We start from the raw sequence: 16,701 nt of genomic DNA on the forward strand, positions 1-16,701 counted from the left end.
TTTTCTTTGCCTTCCGCCGATCGCCCCCGCCGACCCGGGGGAATGGCCTGAACGCTGGATTCGGCCAAGCGGATGCCCGCCACTCACGCGGGCGGCGCGCGCCGCAGCCTGCGAAAGCTCGACAAGCCGACACGGGAGCGCATCGTGAAGGCGGCCCAGTTGCTCAGCAATAACCCGCATCCGCCGGCCGCGAAGCAACTCGTGGGGACAACCGGAGCAGCTGCCACCTTCCGGATCCGCACGGGTGACTGGCGGCTGCACTATGCCGTCCGTGACTACGAACTCACTGTGCTGATTGTGAAGGTCGGCCACCGGCGCGAGGTCTACCGAGGCCTCTGAGACAACCACAGTTCGCCTAGAGCTCGACCTGCCGATCGAATTCTGCGCGAGTCGATTGTTCTAGTAGCCTTGCAAACATGTTGTTCGTGGTGGATGCGGCTTTGACGGTGTCGCTGGCCGCGCAGATCGCCGTGCAGGTGCGTTCCGGGGTCGTGAACGGTGCGCTAAGACCCGGCGACCGGCTGCCGCCTGCACGTGATCTGGCAAAGTCTCTGCGAGTGAACATGCACACGGTATTGCGCGCCTACGCGCAACTGCGGGACGACGATGTGATTGAGATGCGTCAGGGGCGCGGGGCGTTCGTGCGCCAGGACGCTGGCGCTGGACTTATTCGGGTGACCGAGTTGGCCTCCGAATTGATGCGCGAGGCGCGCAAGTTGGGGCTGACGCAGCCAGAGATTTTGCGATTGATCCAGAGGGGTGGAACGACATGAGTGACAAGAATTTGAGTGGTGAGATGACCCGGAGAAGCCTGGCCGGGGCATCCCTGTGCGTGCCGGTGCTGGTGGTGATCATCTCGTGGCTGGCGTGGCGGGACGCCCTTCCGGCCGAGCTCGCCTCGCATTGGTCGGGTTCGGGACCGGCTGACGACGCGATGGCCATTGGGGCCTTGCTCGCCCTGAACCTCGCAATGACGGGCGTGCCAGCCGTTGCCGGGTTCGCGGTAAGTTTTTGGCCCGGAATCAGCAGGCGGGCCAGGCGCGGTTCCTACTTCTTTTTAGGAGTGTTTGGCGGGATGGGCGCCGCCGCGTGGTTGCTCTCCGCTGGATTGACTATGCAGGTCGGCGACCCGTATGAGGTTGTACTCGGGCCGTGGGTCATCGTATCCATCGTCGCGGCAGCATATGGGCTCATCCCATTTGCAATCTCGCCCAAGCCGCGTATCGAGGCGACGGACGTCGAGAAGCGATTCGAATTCGCGCCCAGTGAGACGGGCGCCTGGTCCCAAACGATCACGGGAAACATGTTCCTTTGGGTGGCGATTGGACTGATCGTTCTCGGCTCCGTGATCTATGCACCAGCGGTCATCGACGGGCGCGCCTCCGACCAGATCGTCGGCATAGCAGTCATGGCTGCAGCCATTGTGCTGGTTGCCTCGTTCGTTCGTCTGCGCGTGACCGCCGATTGGCGCGGCCTGCGGGTGGTCTCGGCGCTATTTCGGATTCCGCTGAAACGCATCCGCTTAGACGCCATTGACGTTGTCGAGGCCGCCGAACTTCGACCAGCCGAGTGGGGCGGGTGGGGCTACCGAATCATGCCCGGACGATCCGCTGTCATTCTGAGGAAGGGACCAGGGCTGATTGTGACGACCAGGAACGAAAAGCAGTTCGCGATCAGTCTTGACGATCCCGAAACGCCGGCAGCTCTCCTGGCCACTCTTCGAGACGGCCAGCCCGTGGCGCCAGAGGCGTAGCGATTTGGAGATTATCGATGGTTGCGGCCACGGAATCCCGCTGCAACGCCCCGACTGGTTCAACGGCCGCGTTGCCGCCTGGCTCGCCCAGCGATAAGCCAAACCCGGCGCTAGTCCGATTCTGCGTGGGCCGGCGACTTCGACGCCAATGATTGGCGAGCATAATGTCGGCATGACCAAACACTGGACCCCGCTCGCTTTCGTCTACCTGGCGCTCGGCCTAGCCGGGCTCGCCGGCACCTGGACCTACAACGTGGTCGCGATCATTCAGCTGCGCGACTTCGTTGGCGACTGGGTGAACAGCGGGCCGGCGGTGTCGTCACTCACCGTCGACCTGCTCATCGCCGCGGTGGCTGGCAGTATCCTGATCATCGTTGAGGCGCGACGCCTCGGCATGAAGCGGGGCTGGCTCTACGTCGTTCTCTCGGGTCTAACGGCCTTCGCCTTCACCTTTCCGCTGTTCCTCGCGATGCGCGAGCGCACCCTGACGGCGGCGCGTACGCCAGCGGCGCGACCACCCTTGACCTGAACGAGACGACCGCGCGAACCCTGGTCGGGCCAGCCCGCAGTCCGATTTTTGCTTAACGAAACGGCAAGTGATTGACTTACCGGCATGGAATCTGAAAGCGCACCCACGGATTCCCGGCCCGGCCGGCCCGCTGAGCCTGATGATTCTCATTGTGCTGAGCGTCGTCATGCTCGGAGCATTCGTGCTCTCGATCGTGTTCGAGGTCACTGACCAGCGCGCCTGGATTGTCCTGACCACTGCGGTCGTCTTCGTCATGGCCCTCGTCAGCTCAGCACTCTATGACCTCGCGAACGCCCGGGAACTGCTCCGTGGCTGCTGACTCCCGATTCGACGACGCAATCCACGCGCCAACCCGTCTGCGGTTGTGCGCGCTGCTTCGGGCGACCGGCGCCGCGGAATTCACCACTATCGCCGCCACATTGGAACTGACCGAGGCGACGCTCTCGAAGACCATCCGCAACCTGATCGAGCTCGACTACGTCGTGACCGTGAAACAAGCCTCGCCAGCACGAGCGGATGCCCGCCGCACCACCAGCGTGGCCCTCACCCGGCGCGGCCGCGCGGCCATCGACGGCCATCTGGCGGCGCTCCGCGAGCTGTCGGCCGAAGCCCCGACCAGCATGACATTATTATGACTAACCGCCGTGGTATCACCATGGTGATATGGAACTCGGACAGTACGTCAACGACCTGCAGCACCAGCTAGCGGATGCCGCCGACAACGGCAGCGCAGATACGCGCGCTGCGGCCGAGCGACTTGCTGCCGAGCGGGTCGCGGCTCACCGCCGAGGTCTCGGTGGGCGGGGTCCGAACGGTCGGCCGACTCGGGGCCACCCGCCTCAAAGCCTCGATGGGTCCGGTCGATCTCGATACCACCGGAGACTTGTCCCTGCGTGCCGGACACGGCAACGCCACGGTGCGCACAATTGAGGGTGCGGCCGACATCACCGCCGACCACGGCCAGATCCGGGTCGGAACGGTCTCCGGCGACGCCGTACTCTAAGCGCCCCACGGCAGCGCGCAGATCGATGAAGTCGGCGGTGACCTCGACGCGAAACTGTCCTACGGCGACCTGGAAATCACGCGAGCGCAGGCATCCGTTTCGGCAAAGACCGTATACGGGAGCATCCCGCTGCGGGAGGTTTCATGCGGTTTTGTGCAGGTCGAGAGCGGATTCGGCCAGGTCACCATCGGCGTCAAGCCGGGCGTGCCGGCCTGGCTCGACCTGTCGTCGAAAGATGGCCACGTGCGCAATGAGCTCGTCGGCGAGAGCGCTCCGGAGGCATCGGAGCAGGCCGTTACGGTGTGGGCCCGTACCTAATGGGAAAATATCAACATTCGACGTGCGCGACCAGGACGGCGTGCGCGCCGTCATCGGCCGCACCGGCCAGTTTTCGGCGGTCGACAAACTCCTGAACGGCGAGCAATATGCCCCTCGTTCTCACCGTGCTGCCGCTCTTCGGCAGCGGCTTCGTGCCGACCGACTCGATGCCGGTGTGGCTGCAGTGGTTCGCACAGTACCAGCCCTTCACTCCGTTCATCGAGACAACTCGCGGGCTGCTGCTCGGCACCCCACTCGGCTGGAACCCCGTGTTCGCCATCGGGTGGTGCCTTGTGATCGTGGCCGCCAGTTACGGCTGGTCACGGGCGCTCTACGAGCGCAAGTCGGTGCACTAGATCCGTGTTACCAGGGCGGGCGGTTGCGACCGCCCGACCCCTTGTGTGCTGACGGCCGGCGCGCGTATAGGCTGGAGTCTTGACACGGGGTGCCGCACAGACTGTGCGTGCTGAGATCAATACCCGTTGAACCTGTCTAGTTAGTACTAGCGAAGGAATGTCACGGATGATCGATCGAACCCAGCCTGCCCTGCGGCAGATTCCCCGAGTCCTCAGTATCGCGGGTACCGATCCGACCGGCGGTGCCGGCATCCAGGCCGACCTCAAGAGCATCGCGGCCAACGGCGGCTACGGCATGGCTGTGGTGAGTGCGCTGGTGGCGCAGAATACGCGCGGCGTGCGTTCGGTTCACATCCCGCCGATCGATTTTCTGCGCGAGCAATTGAATGCTGTCAGTGACGATGTGACCATCGACGCCGTGAAGATCGGCATGCTTGCGCAGCTCGATGTGATCACGGAGGTGCGCGACTGGCTCTTCCGGTGCCGTCCGCCGCTGGTCGTACTCGACCCGGTGATGGTGGCAACGAGCGGCGACCGCCTGCTCGACCCGGCAGCCGAGCAGGCGCTGCGCGACCTGATTTGCCACGTTGACCTGGTCACGCCCAACGTTCCCGAGCTGGCCGTTCTGCTCGCTGAGCCGCCGGCCGCCAACTGGGTGGAGGCCCTCGCGCAGGGCAAACGATTGTCGGACAGCACGGGTGCTACCGTACTGGTCAAGGGCGGCCATCTCAACGAAACGAGCTGCCCAGATGCCCTGGTCAACACCCACGGGCTGCTTGCCCAGTGCGTGGTCGAGGTCGCCCTGCCGCGCATCCGCACCACAAACACCCACGGCACCGGATGCTCACTCTCCTCGGCGATGGCCACGGTGCAGGCCAGAACCGGTAACTGGGCGAAGTCCCTGGCCGAAGTGAAAGACTGGCTCCACGACGCCCTGGCCCACGCCGACGAGCTCGAGGTCGGGCAGGGAAACGGGCCGATCCACCACTTTCATCGACTTTTCGACCGTGCGAATTCTGCCCTGATTGCGGGCATGAGATGAACGGGGCGACGACGTGGGCGCGACTAGCCGAGCGGCGGGAGGCTGGCGAGAAGCCGCTCGGCGGCATCCGTCGGGTCATCGGCGTCGGTGATCGCGCGCACCACGACCACCCGGGTGGCGCCGGCTTCGACCACCTGGTCGATGGTGCCGAGGTCGATCCCGCCGATCGCAAACCACGGGCGAAGGCTGCCAGCGGATGCGCTCTGCTCGGCCGCATAGCGCAACAGACCGGTTCCGACCGCTGCCCGACCGGGTTTGGTGGGCGTGGCCCAGACCGGGCCGACGCAAAAATAATCCAGACGGTCAGTTACGAGAGCGGCATCCACTTGTCCGGTGGTATGGGTCGACAAGCCGATGCGGGCCGCGTCGCCGAGCAGCGTGCGGGCGGCGGGCAGCGGCAGGTCCGTCTGGCCGACATGAAAAACCGGCGCTCCAGCGAGAACGGCGATATCCGCGCGGTCGTTGACCGCCCAGAGCCGGGCGTGTCGGTCGGCGACCGAACGCAGAATCTCGAGATAGTCGAGCTCCTCGGCGGCATCGATGGTCTTGTCCCGCAGTTGGATGATGTCGACCCCGCCGGCGAACGCGGCCGTCACGAAGTCGGCGAAATCGCCGCGCTCCGTACGGGCATCGGTGCAGAGATACAGCCGGGCGGTGATCGGGTCCATGCGACCAACCCTAAAGGGCTTCGGCCCGGCCTCGGTGCACACGATGAGTGAGCGGCGCGCACAGCGTACGGTCGACGTAGCCGTCATCGGCGGCGGCGTGATCGGGCTCGGCATCGCCTGGGCTGTAGCGCAGTCCGGCCGCACGGTGGCCGTCATCGACCCGGATCCGGCCGGTGGTGCCACTTTTGCTGCGGCCGGAATGCTCGCCGCGGTCAGCGAACTGCACTACCAGGAGGAGGCGTTGCTCGAGCTCATGCTCGCCTCCTCGAACCTGTATCCCGGCTTCATCGACTCGCTCGCGCCCGACAGCTACCTGACCGGTTACCAGCGTACGAGAACCCTGAATGTGGGCGCAGACGCGGCCGACCGGCAGGCGCTCGCCGACCTGCACGGCGTGCAGGTAGTCAACGGACTGGGCGTCGAGGCCATCACCGTTCGCGCAGCGCGGGTGCTCGAACCGTTGCTCAGCCCCCAGATTTCTGGCGCCTTTGTGGTGGAGCAAGACCATCAGGTCGACCCGCGCCGGCTCACCGAGTGCATCCAGTTGGAGCTCGCGCGCCACGGCCAGGACGCCGTCATACGCGTGCAGGCCAGCGGGTTGCTGCACGAGAATTCAGCGGATGCCTCCTCCCGCGTCACCGGCGTCGCCCTTTTCGACGGCTCAACGGTCACAGCCACCGAGGTGGTCGTGGCCAACGGGCTCGGAGCGGCAGCACTGGGCGGGCTGCCCGAACACCTCAACCTGCCGCTTCGCCCGGTCTACGGGGACATCCTTCGGCTGCGGGTGCCCGAGCACCTGCAACCCCTGCTCACCTGCACCGTTCGCGGACTGGTGCACGGTGTGCCGGTATATCTGGTTCCGCGCACCGATGGAACGCTCGTGATCGGAGCCACCCAGCGCGAAGACGGCTCGGGCGTGGTGTCGGCCGGCGGCGTCTATCAGCTGCTGCGAGACGCCCAGGTGCTGCTGCCCGCGGTCAGTGAACTCGAACTGATCGAAACGACCGCCCGCGCCAGGCCCGGAACCCCCGACAACGCGCCGTTCCTCGGTCGCGTCGGGGGCGCTGACGGTGACATTTCCGGCCTCATTGTCGCCACCGGATTCTTCCGCCACGGCGTACTGCTCACCCCGGTCGCCGCCGAGCACTGTCTCCAGCTCATCGAGGGAATCGCCGACGATCGGTGGCGGGCCTTTCGACCGGACCGATTTTCGAGCCGCGCTCCCGCATCCGTTTCACTGAAAGGAGGCCACTCGTGACCGTAACCATCGCCGTGAACGGCCAGCAACGATCTGTTCAACCGGGCAGCACCGTGACCGACCTCGTGGCCGAGATCACCGACCGGGCCATCGCGACCGACGGCCATGCAGTCGACGGAAGCCGCGTCGGGGTGGCCGTGGCCCGCAACGCCGCGGTCGTTTCGCGCAGCCTCTGGTGGTCGACCGCGGTGACAGCGGGCGATGAGATCGAAATCGTGACCGCGGTGCAGGGAGGATGACCGTGCCGACGATCCCGGACAGCCTCGTCATTGACGGCGTTGAGCTGACCTCACGCTTGATCATGGGCACCGGGGGAGCCCCGAGCGTCGATGGTCTCGGGGCTGCACTGCGTTCCTCCGGAACCGAACTGACCACCGTCGCAATGCGGCGCCACAGTGTGGCCGCCACCGGTTCGTTGTTCGAGCTGCTGGTGGAGAATTCCATCCGCGTGCTGCCCAACACGGCCGGCTGTTTCACCGCTCGCGAGGCCGTGCTCACCGCCGAGCTGGCGCGGGAGGCGCTTGCGACCGACTGGATCAAGCTCGAGGTCATCGCCGACGAGCAGACCCTGCTGCCGGATGCGGTCGAGCTGGTCGAGGCCACCGAACAGCTCGTCGCGCGGGGCTTCACGGTGTTCGCCTACACGAATGACGACCCCGTGCTCGCGTTGCGGCTCGAACACCTGGGCGCTGCGGCCGTGATGCCGCTCGGGGCGCCGATCGGCACAGGCCTCGGCATTCTCAACCCGCACAATATCGAGCTGATCGTGGCCCGCGCCGGCGTTCCGGTGGTGCTGGACGCCGGAATCGGCACCGCCTCTGACGCGGCCCTCGCGATGGAGCTGGGCTGCGATGCCGTGCTGCTGGCCACCGCGGTCACGCGCGCACAGAACCCAGTTCTCATGGCTGACGCCTTCCGGCACGCTGTGATCGCTGGCCGTCGTGCCTCCTTGGCCGGCCGCATCCCGCGGCGTGAGCTGGCCCTGGCGTCGTCACCGATGGCCGGGCGGCCCGACCTGTGACGCTCGTTCTCGCGCCACTCGTCGAACCCGGCGCGGCCCTCACGGCGGCCGAGCGTGAGCGGTACTCGCGCCACATTCTGCTGCCCGAGATCGGCCCGCTCAACCAGCGCAGGCTGAAGAATGCGCGCGTACTCGTGATCGGCGCCGGCGGTCTTGGCTCGCCGGTGCTGCTCTACCTCGCGGCCGCCGGGGTCGGCACGCTCGGCATCGTCGACCACGACACGGTGGATCTCAGCAACCTGCAACGCCAGATCATCCACGGCACTTCGGGGCTCGGCCGCTCGAAACTGGCGTCCGCCGCGGCGGCCGTCGCCGAGCTGAATCCGCTCGTCACCGTGCACCAACACGACGTCTGGCTGTCGGCGGCGAACGCCCTCGACCTGTTCGCCCAGTACGACCTGATCATTGACGGCGCCGACACCTTCGCCACCCGCTACCTAGTGAGTGATGCCGCCGCGCTGCTCGACAAACCGTGTGTCTGGGGGTCCATTCTGCGCTTCGACGGGCAGGTCAGCGTGTTCTGGAACACGCACGGCCCGACCTACCGCGACCTGTATCCGGAAGCCCCGCCGGCCGGCTCGGTGCCGAGCTGCAGCGAGGGCGGCGTATTCGGAATGCTGTGCGGAACCATCGGCGCCACGATGGTCGCCGAAGCCGTGAAACTGATCACCGGGGTGGGCCGCACGCTGCTCGGCCGGGTCGTGCTCTTCAACGCCCTCGACGCGACCTGGCGCGAAATCAGCATCGCACGCGACCCGGCCACCGCAGCGGTCACCGAGCTGATCGACTATGACCTGTTCTGCGGAACATCCACCACGGATGCGATTTCGGTGCAGCAGCTGGCCACCCTGCTCGCTGCCCGGGCGCGCAGCGAGCTCGACTTCGACCTCGTCGATGTTCGGGAACCGGAAGAGTACGACACCGTGCACATCGATGGCGCGCTGCTCGTGCCGCAAGGCGGCATCCTCTCGGGGGAGGTCATTCTCGCCCGCGACCGTGACATCATCGTGCACTGCAAGGCCGGGCCGCGTTCTGCTGCTGTCCTGGCTGAGCTACAGCGCCGCGGCTATGAGAATGTGCGCCAGGTCGAGGGTGGCATTCTGGCCTGGGTGAAGCAGATCGAGCCCGCGCTGCCGACCTACTGAGCGAGCCGGGCCTCGCGGCACGTGTTTGAGAACGTGGCACTGGTTTGAACCGGGGCCGTCTTCTCAAATACGTGCCACGAGCGTCAGTCGCCGATCAGTGCGTAGCGATGCGCCCACGGGCGCACCTGTTCGACGGCGGCGCCGACGCGAAAGACCGTGCCGTCATCAAACGGATGCCCGACGATCTGCACCCCGGTGGGGATGCCGCAGTCGGCCAGGCCGCTCGGCACCGCGAGCACCGGGCACCGGTTCGCGATATTGAACGGCACCGTCATGTGGCCCTGCCAGTAGTGTTCAAGGCGCTCGCCGCCGGCCGTGATGCCGTCAAGATAATGACCCTCGGCCGTGAGCGCGGCGACGGCCGAGGTCGGGCAGATCAGGGCGTCGAACCCGGTCATCGCCGCGGCGAGTTCGCCCTGCATGCGGGTTTCAGCGGAGAGACCGTCAAGAAAGCGGGTATCGGCGGCCGCAGCCCGGGCATCCGTCATGAACTGCACCGTGTAGGCGGCGAGAGCTCTATCGGCGCCACGGGTCTCGTCCTCCATCGCTGGGCCCAGAATATGCCCGAAGTGGGTGAATGATACTCGGTGAATTTCGGCCGTGGTCCAGGGCAGTTCGACCTCGTCGACGATCGCGCCGGCGCTCTGCAAGGCCGCAGCCACGGCGCGGGTGTTGGCCTCCACGTCGGGATCGACCAGGTAGTCGCCGAGACGAATGCACAGGGCGATGCGCAGGCCCGCGACCGCGGGCCACATCCCCGGCAGCGGCGCAGCGGCGGCGAGCGAGACATGGTCACCGGGGTGCTGGCCGGCCATCACGTTGGCGAGCAGGGCGGCATCCGCTACCGTGCGGGCCATCGGCCCGTCGCCGCGATAGTGGTCAGCCGACAGCGGCGCGACGCCCGGAATGCGACCGAAGGGTGCTTTGAACCCGACGGTGCCGGTGAAGGCCGCTGGCAGCCGGGTCGATCCGGCGATGTCCGAGGCGGTGGCGAGCGGCGCAAACCCTGCCGCGAGGGCGACGCCGGATCCGCCCGAGGAGCCGCCGGGAGAGAGATCGCGGTTGAACGGATTGCGCGTGACCCCCCAGAGCGGGGAGTGTGTCACCGTGGCGCAGCAGAATTCAGGCGTCGTGGTGCGCGCATGCACGATGCCGCCGGCCGAGCGTATGCGGCTGATCACCGGATGATTCGCGCTCGCAACCACGTCACGCTGGGCGACGAGCCCGTTGCTCAGCACGTGCCCGGCGAGGGAATGCTTCTCCTTCGCCGCGACCGGCAGCCCGAGCAGCGGGGCGAGCTGACGGCCGGACCGGTACTGCCGCTCGGCGTCGCGGGCCGCGATTCGGGCCTCATCGGTCAGCTGTTCGGTGAGCGCGTTGACGCGCGGGTTGACCGCGTCGATACGCTGCAGCACGGCCTCGAGCAGCTCCACCGGTGACAGGTCGCGCGACCGGAACAGGCCGAGCGCCTCGGTTGCGCCCAGATAGGCCAGGTCGGTCATGCTGGTGGTGGTGGCGCTCGACTGGGTGGGAGCGGGTTCGGTGCGGCTGATCACGCCCGGCCCGACTACGCCCGGGCCGTAGAGGCCAGTGCGGGAGCCTCGGCCGGATCGACCAAAGCCCCGTCGACCAGTGCCCCGCTGACCAGAGCCGTGGTCACCTCGGTGAGCAGCGCGAGCCCGGCGACCATGTCGGCATCCGTGGTGAATTCACGTTCGCAGTGCGAGACACCGTCGACGCTCGGAATGAACAGCATGATCGAGGGCACAATGGTGTTCATCGCGACCGAGTCGTGGCCGGCCATGGTCTGGATTCGGCGGGTGGACAGCCCGGCGCGCGCGGCGGCCGCTTCGGCCAGCTGGAGGCCTCCTTCAGGAAAATACCTGATCGGACGAACATCGAAGTCGGTCACGTTGATCTTGATCTCGTGCTCGATCGCGAGCGCCGCGATCTTCTCGAGCAGGGTGGCGCGGGCCGCCTGCACGATCTGTGGGTCGCCGCTCCGCAGGTCGGCGACCAGGCGTACCCGGCGGGCGACCACGATGGGGGAGTTGGGTTCGAGGGTTAGCTGCCCGACGGACGACACGATGGCCTCGTCGGCGAAGTCGCTGGTGACCTCGCGCACCATGAGAATGATCTTCGCGGCGGCGACGAGGGCGTCGTGCCGGTCGGCCATGGCGGTCGCCCCGGTGTGGGACTGCTCTCCGAGCACCTCGATGTCGAGTTTCTGGGTGTACCAGCTGCGGTCGACGACGCCGATCGCGATCTGCTCGCGTTCCAGGATGCGACCCTGCTCGATGTGGATCTCGGCGTAGCTCACCGTGACCGGGCGCGGGTCGGTGCCGAGATAGCCGATTTCGGCCAGGGCGGCGCGGGCGGTCACGCCGGCCAGGTCGGTCACGTCGAGCATCTGCTCCTGGTCGAACAGGCCGACAAAGACGCTGCTGCCCATGACGCTCGGAGCGAAACGGCCGCCCTCTTCGTTGAACCAGTTCACGACGGCGAGGTTGAACGGCGGCACGGTACCGCTCGCCTGCACCAGCTCGTCGACGTTGCGGGCCGCGTGCAATGCGGCGAGCACGCCGTAAGCGCCATCGAAGCGCCCGCCGAGCGGCTGGCTGTCGAGGTGTGAACCGACGAGCACGTAGGGGGCGCCTGGCGTCCACTCGATCAGCCCGAACATGTTGCCGATGCCGTCAACGTGCAGGGTGTAGCCGGCGTCGGTGATCCAATTCGAAAACCAGGCGCGGCTCTGTGCGTCTTCGGCGGTGGCCGCCTGACGGTCGACGCCGTTGCGGGGCGTGGCCCCGATGGTGGCAACGTGGTGAAAGTCGGTCAGAAAGTCAGCAGATGACATATGGACTCCTTCTATTAGGCGAGTAATGCGTGAACGGATGCTGCAAACGCTCAGCCCAGACGCCCCCGCGTCTCGGGCACCTTGGTGAGGGTCACAAGCAGGAGCACGATCGCGGCCGCGCCGGCCATGTAGAAGCCCGGGGCGAACGAAACGCCCGAGCTGGCGACGAGGGCGGTGCCGACGAGCGGCGCGGTGCCGCCGAAGATGGCGTAGCCGAGGTTGTAGCTCACGGCAGCGCTCGTGAAGCGGGTTCTGGTCGTGAAGATCTCGACGAAGAAGGTGTAGCAGCCGCCGCCGTAGATGCACAGGGGGATCACGAACAGCATCTGGCCGAGCAGAGCGAGCGGCAGGCTGCCGCTCGTGACGAGCATGAAGCTCGGGATGGCCAGCACCGCGATCGCGGCCGACCCGGCGATGAGCATCGGCTTACGCCCGACCTTGTCGCCAATGTGCCCGCCGATTGGCAGCAGCACGGCGTACAGGGCGAGGGCGGCCGCGTTGGCCAGCAGGGACTGTTCGCGGCTGAGGTTTCCGGTGGTCTGGACGTATGCCACGAAGTAGGCCGAGAGAAAGTAGAAACCCATCGCGGTCAGGCCCATTACGAAGATGACCTGCACCATGCGCAGCTTGTTCTCTCGGAAGGTCTCCTTGACCGGGCTGAACTCCTTGGTCTTTGTTGCCTGGGCGTCGGTGAACGACTTGCTCTCGCTGGTCTTGCTGCGAATCCAGACGCCGAACAGGGCCAGGGGCAGGGCGATCAGGAACGGCAGGCGCCAACCCCAGGCGGTGAACGAGTCGTCGGACATACTCTGGCTGAGGATGAGGATCATCGTGCCGGCGAACACCGACGGCAGCGCGGTCGCCGCGATGGTGATGTTCAGCCAGAGACCGCGGCGGCCGATCGGGGCGTGTTCGAACACGAAGGAGGGAGCACCGACCGATTCGCCGCCGGCCGAGAAGCCCTGCACGAGGCGCAGGAGCAGCAGGAGCGCGGGGGCCCAGAAGCCGATCTGGTGAAAAGTGGGGAGCAACCCCATGCAGGCGGTCGCGGTGCCGATGGCGAGCAGGGTGATGGCGAGCACCTTGCGCCGCCCGATCTTGTCGCCGAGGGAGCCGAAGAACAAGCCGCCGAGCGGGCGCACGACAAACGCGACACCGAAGGTGGCGAAGGTGGCCAGCAGGGCGAGGATCGGGTCCGTGCTGGGAAAGAACAGCTGGGAGAAGATCACGGCCGTCAATCCGTACAGGGTGAAGTCGTAGAACTCGATGAATTGGCCGATGCTGCCGCCGAGTAGGACGCGTTTCTGCAGGCCGGTCAACTTCTTCGGGGGAGTGGTCTCGGCTGGCGGACTGATCGGGGCGATGGCTGCGGTCGTGGTCATGACACCCACCGTACGATCGCGATGATTCCGGCGCTCGCCGCTGCGTTTCTGGCCGGTGAACTCTTGGCGAGCCGTGTGTCGGTCATATTGCCGCGCATCCGCTGGTCTGTAACCGGGACGACACGTGAATTATCTGCTCGAACACTGATCCTCCTTGATCACTGCAGCCGGGATCCCGGTCAAAGACGAGCGCTGCCGGGAGTGCGCGGCCGATTGTGGTCAAGCTTGCGCGCTGCGAAACACCCGTGTCCAATTGATTCTCATGGCCGAGCGCATCGATTTTGGTGATGGGTCAGGGACGCGCCGCCCCATACAAGCGTCGGCAGATATCTTCGAAGGCCAGCGCTCGGCGGGTCGGTAGCGCGGTGCTCAGCCGCACGAGCATGACCTCGCTCGGCGGAAATTCGTCAACCAGGCGCAGGGGGACGACCCGACCGCCAGAATACGGCACGTCGTTGTAGACCCGCTGGTTGAGCAGGGCATAGCCGTGGCCCTGGGCCACGAACGACCGCACAGTTTCATAGCCGGCGAACCGGTGGCGCACGTTGGGTGCCACCCCGGCCAGGGCGAACAGACTCTCGTAGTACTCCCGGCTGTGCGGCAGGTCGAGCAGTATGAGCGGCTCTCCGGCAAGGTCGCGCAGGGCAACCTCCTGGCCGGGGATATTCGCGGCCCAGTGGCCCGCGGGAACAATAACGTGCGGAGGAACACGTTCGAGCACCTGGCTGGAAAACCCGGCGCCGAGTCCGTGCCCGTACATCAATGCGAGGTCGCATCGCCCCTCGCGGAGCGCCGTCTGCAGCGAGGCGAGGTCGGCCTCCAGAAAGGTCACGTCGACGCCGGGATGGGTGGCCTCGAACGCCTTGAGAATGGCCGGCAGCCGAAACGAAGCCAGCGGCGAGAACACCCCGACGGTCAGCTCGCCGATGAGCGTTTCGGCCGCTCCGTAGGCCGATTCAAACAGGGAATCGGCGTGGTCGAGGAACCCCTTCAGGTCGAGCGCGAACTTGCGCCCGGTCGGGGTGAGCCTGAGCCCCGTCGACGGGTTGCGCAGGAACAGTTGGGCGCCGAGGGTGCGCTCCAGCTGCGCCATCGCCGTGGAGACGGCGGACTGGCTCACCAGTAATCGGGCGGCGGCCTGGGTCATGCTCTGCAGCTCGGCCACGACGGCGAAGTACCGCAACTGGGTGAGGGTGAAGTGTCGCATCGGGCTCCAGACAGGGCGGCAGCCGGGAGCGAAAGCATCCAGCCCCGAGCGTGCGGATTGCTCAATGGTAACGACGAGAGTAATCGGGTGGCTGCTTTTGGTCGTGGTGGGACCACGCGACACGAAGCGGATGCCGCCCGCGGGATCTGCTTGCGGCCCCCGTGAGGGGGTAGTATCTGGGCAATCGGGATTTTCCCGCGCGTGAATGAAAGGTTGGACCATGAATCCGCTGCTCATCATTGTGGCCATTATTGCGGTCGTGCTGCTCATTACTGGCGGCCTGGTGGAGTCGCTTCAGTTTCTACTCTGGGTCGGTATTGTGCTCGCCGTCATTGCCGTCATCATGTTCCTCATGCGATCGATGTCGGGGCGCAAGAGCGTCTAACCCGGCATAACCGCTGACGGCCGGCAGTAGGAGACTGGACTCCTGCTGCCGGCCGTTGCTGTGCCCATACCTGCTGTGCGGGCACCGCTTGGTCGGGGCCGCGCGTGCCGTGAGCTGGGCCTAGCCTAGAGTGCACCGACCGAGCTCATCGTTCGCGCCTTTCGCAGAGATTGGACCCCATGCCTGAACAGAACGCTCCAACCCGCGTCGTTGTCGTCGGCGATGCTCTGATCGACGTGCTGCGTGATTCGGAGGCGAGCCGGGAATTCGCCGGCGGAGCCGCCCTCAACGTCGCGGTCGGACTGGCGGTGCTCGGCCTGCCGACGACCCTGATCGCGATGGTCGGCGACGATGCTGACGGCGCGGTGATTCGCGAATTTCTCGAGAAATACGGCGTGCAGCTGATCGCAACCACCGGCCCGCTCGGGTCGTCGCGGGCAGTGTCCGACCGCACCGACGGCGAGCCGCGCTATTTCTTCAACCCGGCAGCGAAGGCACGCCGCATCGAGTTCGGTGCGGCGGAGCGCGCGGCCCTCGAGAGCGCCGAGCTGGTCGTCGTGAGCTGCTTTCCGTTCGACGACACCGCGCAGACCGAGGCATTCGCGGCCTGCGTGAGTGACCCGGAACGACGCCTCGTCATCGACCCCAATCCGCGGGCCGGCATGCTGCACGACGGCCCCCGATTCGTGCGCAACTTCGAGGCACTCGCCGCGCGCAGCCTGCTCGTGAAGGTCGGCGACGAAGACGCTGACCTTCTCTACGACAGCACGCTCGAGCAGCTGCGAGAGCGACTCGTTGCGAGCGGCGCACACACGGTGCTGGCAACAGCCGGGCGCCTCGGCGCCTCGGTGTCCTTCGCCGATAAAGGCCAGATCAGCGTGCCCATCGCCATGCTCGATGGCCCGGTCATCGACACGATGGGTGCCGGGGATGCGACGCTGGCAGCATCCGTTTGCACGATCGTTCACGACGGCGTACCGCAGGATGCCGCCAGCTGGCAGTCGCTGCTGGCCGACGCCATGCTGACCGCAGCGGCGACCTGTCGGCACGAGGGAGCGCTGCTCCGGCGGCCGTAGGCAGGTCGGTCGGCTCGCTTAGGCCTCGGCGTCCGTTGCACGCGCGTTCGTTTCGGGCGCTGTTGTTTCAGACGCGATGGTCTCGGGAACCGCGTCGGTGAACTTGAGCCGGGTGCGAATTGCATCGCGCGCCTGCTGGGCGGCTCGGCGCACCTCCTTGTCGGGGTCGCGCAGGCGCACCTCGATCGTGGCGATGTTGGCGGTGGATCCCTGGTCGGCGAGGGCGTGCAGGGCCGCCGCGCGCACCCGGGGGTGCTCATCGGTGGTGAGGCGCACGAGCTTGGGGACGACCTGCAGGCCGCGCAGCAGCACGACCTTGGCGCACATTTCGCGCACCCGCCAAGCCTGGTTGTTCAGCCCGACGACGATGTACGGTGCAGCCGACTCTCCCCACACGTGCAGCAGCGCGCGAGCGCCCCACAGCTCGGGCCAGTACAGGGCTGGGGCGCCCTCGAGGATGCCGAGGGCGTGGCGCCCGCCGGCGTAGAGCAGAAAGTCCTTTCCGGCATTCTTGGCGCGCAACAGTGCCACGGAATTGTCGATGACGACGGACTCGCCGTAGTGCGCGACGGCGGCGCGGATGCGTTCCTCGGTCGGAAGGTCGATCGGAAGGTCGGGGTGCGGAGTCAATTTGTTTTGCATAGCCCTCTAACGCTACCTCCCCGGCGCCCTTTCCCACCCGCGAAACGAGGTAACAGTGT

At 66.5% G+C, this 16,701-nt stretch carries 21 protein-coding genes, 1 pseudogene and 1 riboswitch; of the genes and pseudogenes, 16 read left to right on the plus strand and 6 right to left on the minus strand.

Features of this window, described 5'->3' with window-relative positions:
- Positions 1-72: 72 nt before the first annotated feature.
- The 10 genes and pseudogenes from E3T35_RS04035 to thiD form a co-directional block, all read left to right on the plus strand.
- Positions 73-339 carry a type II toxin-antitoxin system RelE/ParE family toxin gene (locus tag E3T35_RS04035; RefSeq protein ID WP_134345050.1) on the plus strand — a complete coding sequence of 89 codons (267 nt, stop codon included), beginning with the start codon at positions 73-75 and terminating at the stop codon, positions 337-339.
- A 77-nt stretch (positions 340-416) separates the two neighbouring features.
- On the plus strand, positions 417-773 hold the full coding sequence (locus tag E3T35_RS04040) for a GntR family transcriptional regulator (protein WP_134377932.1): 357 nt from the start codon (positions 417-419) through the stop codon (positions 771-773).
- Positions 770-1,753, plus strand: a complete 984-nt coding sequence (locus E3T35_RS04045; protein WP_134345052.1) for a hypothetical protein — start codon at positions 770-772, stop codon at positions 1,751-1,753. Before E3T35_RS04040 ends, E3T35_RS04045 begins: the two co-directional genes overlap by 4 nt.
- Before the next feature lie 172 nt (positions 1,754-1,925).
- Complete coding sequence (locus E3T35_RS04050; RefSeq protein WP_134345053.1) at positions 1,926-2,282, plus strand: DUF2834 domain-containing protein; 357 nt, start codon at positions 1,926-1,928, stop codon at positions 2,280-2,282.
- Positions 2,283-2,349: 67 nt separating this feature from the next.
- Positions 2,350-2,601 carry a hypothetical protein gene (locus E3T35_RS04055; RefSeq protein WP_134345054.1) on the plus strand — a complete coding sequence of 84 codons (252 nt, stop codon included), beginning with the start codon at positions 2,350-2,352 and terminating at the stop codon, positions 2,599-2,601.
- Entirely contained in the window at positions 2,591-2,917 is a 327-nt protein-coding gene (locus tag E3T35_RS04060) for a transcriptional regulator (protein WP_166789825.1), read from the plus strand. Before E3T35_RS04055 ends, E3T35_RS04060 begins: the two co-directional genes overlap by 11 nt.
- 74 nt (positions 2,918-2,991) lie before the next feature.
- A complete protein-coding gene (locus E3T35_RS19445; protein WP_174777076.1) occupies positions 2,992-3,285 on the plus strand; it encodes a hypothetical protein in 294 nt (97 codons plus the stop codon).
- 153 nt (positions 3,286-3,438) lie between these two features.
- Positions 3,439-3,603 carry a hypothetical protein gene (locus E3T35_RS19450; RefSeq protein ID WP_174777077.1) on the plus strand — a complete coding sequence of 55 codons (165 nt, stop codon included), beginning with the start codon at positions 3,439-3,441 and terminating at the stop codon, positions 3,601-3,603.
- A 107-nt stretch (positions 3,604-3,710) separates the two neighbouring features.
- The gene (locus E3T35_RS04080) at positions 3,711-3,959 is read left to right on the plus strand and encodes an ABC transporter permease (RefSeq protein ID WP_134377933.1); all 249 of its coding nucleotides are present in this window, start codon (positions 3,711-3,713) and stop codon (positions 3,957-3,959) included.
- A 75-nt stretch (positions 3,960-4,034) separates the two neighbouring features.
- Positions 4,035-4,134, plus strand: a riboswitch (TPP riboswitch).
- Positions 4,117-4,959, plus strand: a pseudogene (thiD, locus tag E3T35_RS04085) (bifunctional hydroxymethylpyrimidine kinase/phosphomethylpyrimidine kinase); the annotation flags it as partial. Its footprint overlaps the riboswitch before it by 18 nt.
- Positions 4,960-5,024: 65 nt before the next feature.
- Here the strand turns inward: thiD and thiE are convergent.
- The gene (gene thiE, locus E3T35_RS04090; protein WP_194088291.1) at positions 5,025-5,669 is read right to left on the minus strand and encodes a thiamine phosphate synthase; all 645 of its coding nucleotides are present in this window, start codon (positions 5,667-5,669) and stop codon (positions 5,025-5,027) included.
- A 43-nt stretch (positions 5,670-5,712) separates the two neighbouring features.
- On the opposite strand from thiE, the gene thiO reads away from it, so the two are divergent.
- The 4 genes from thiO to moeB are packed head-to-tail and all read left to right on the plus strand — an operon-like array spanning position 5,713 to position 9,093.
- Entirely contained in the window at positions 5,713-6,927 is a 1,215-nt protein-coding gene (thiO, locus tag E3T35_RS04095; RefSeq protein ID WP_134345059.1) for a glycine oxidase ThiO, read from the plus strand.
- Positions 6,924-7,166: a sulfur carrier protein ThiS gene (gene thiS, locus E3T35_RS04100; protein WP_134377935.1), complete on the plus strand. Its 243-nt coding sequence runs from the start codon at positions 6,924-6,926 to the stop codon at positions 7,164-7,166. The genes thiO and thiS overlap by 4 nt, the downstream gene beginning before the upstream one ends.
- A 2-nt stretch (positions 7,167-7,168) precedes the next feature.
- The gene (locus E3T35_RS04105; protein ID WP_370449299.1) at positions 7,169-7,948 is read left to right on the plus strand and encodes a thiazole synthase; all 780 of its coding nucleotides are present in this window, start codon (positions 7,169-7,171) and stop codon (positions 7,946-7,948) included.
- Entirely contained in the window at positions 7,945-9,093 is a 1,149-nt protein-coding gene (moeB, locus tag E3T35_RS04110; RefSeq protein ID WP_134377937.1) for a molybdopterin-synthase adenylyltransferase MoeB, read from the plus strand. The genes E3T35_RS04105 and moeB overlap by 4 nt, the downstream gene beginning before the upstream one ends.
- 83 nt (positions 9,094-9,176) lie before the next feature.
- Here moeB and E3T35_RS04115 read toward each other — a convergent pair whose 3' ends face one another.
- The 4 genes from E3T35_RS04115 to E3T35_RS04130 all read right to left on the minus strand — a co-directional run bounded on the left by E3T35_RS04115 (position 9,177) and on the right by E3T35_RS04130 (position 14,539).
- Positions 9,177-10,649: an amidase gene (locus tag E3T35_RS04115; RefSeq protein ID WP_370449300.1), complete on the minus strand. Its 1,473-nt coding sequence runs from the start codon at positions 10,647-10,649 to the stop codon at positions 9,177-9,179.
- A gap of 11 nt (positions 10,650-10,660) precedes the next feature.
- Positions 10,661-11,950, minus strand: coding sequence for a M20 family metallo-hydrolase (locus E3T35_RS04120; protein ID WP_134345062.1), 1,290 nt, complete (start codon positions 11,948-11,950; stop codon positions 10,661-10,663).
- Between the two features lie 50 nt (positions 11,951-12,000).
- Positions 12,001-13,332 carry an MFS transporter gene (locus E3T35_RS04125; protein WP_134345063.1) on the minus strand — a complete coding sequence of 444 codons (1,332 nt, stop codon included), beginning with the start codon at positions 13,330-13,332 and terminating at the stop codon, positions 12,001-12,003.
- A 292-nt stretch (positions 13,333-13,624) separates the two neighbouring features.
- The gene (locus E3T35_RS04130) at positions 13,625-14,539 is read right to left on the minus strand and encodes a LysR family transcriptional regulator (protein WP_134345064.1); all 915 of its coding nucleotides are present in this window, start codon (positions 14,537-14,539) and stop codon (positions 13,625-13,627) included.
- 220 nt (positions 14,540-14,759) lie between these two features.
- Between E3T35_RS04130 and E3T35_RS19140 the strand changes: the two genes are divergently transcribed.
- Positions 14,760-14,924, plus strand: coding sequence for a DUF2207 domain-containing protein (locus E3T35_RS19140; RefSeq protein WP_139165815.1), 165 nt, complete (start codon positions 14,760-14,762; stop codon positions 14,922-14,924).
- A gap of 179 nt (positions 14,925-15,103) precedes the next feature.
- The gene (locus tag E3T35_RS04135) at positions 15,104-16,000 is read left to right on the plus strand and encodes a carbohydrate kinase family protein (RefSeq protein WP_134377938.1); all 897 of its coding nucleotides are present in this window, start codon (positions 15,104-15,106) and stop codon (positions 15,998-16,000) included.
- A gap of 18 nt (positions 16,001-16,018) precedes the next feature.
- Here E3T35_RS04135 and E3T35_RS04140 read toward each other — a convergent pair whose 3' ends face one another.
- Positions 16,019-16,642, minus strand: coding sequence for a HEAT repeat domain-containing protein (locus E3T35_RS04140; protein WP_092340443.1), 624 nt, complete (start codon positions 16,640-16,642; stop codon positions 16,019-16,021).
- Positions 16,643-16,701 lie beyond the last annotated feature (59 nt).

This window comes from Cryobacterium sp. TMT1-2-2, from assembly GCF_004403505.1.
In the GTDB taxonomy this organism is placed as follows: Bacteria; Actinomycetota; Actinomycetes; order Actinomycetales; family Microbacteriaceae; genus Cryobacterium; species Cryobacterium flavum.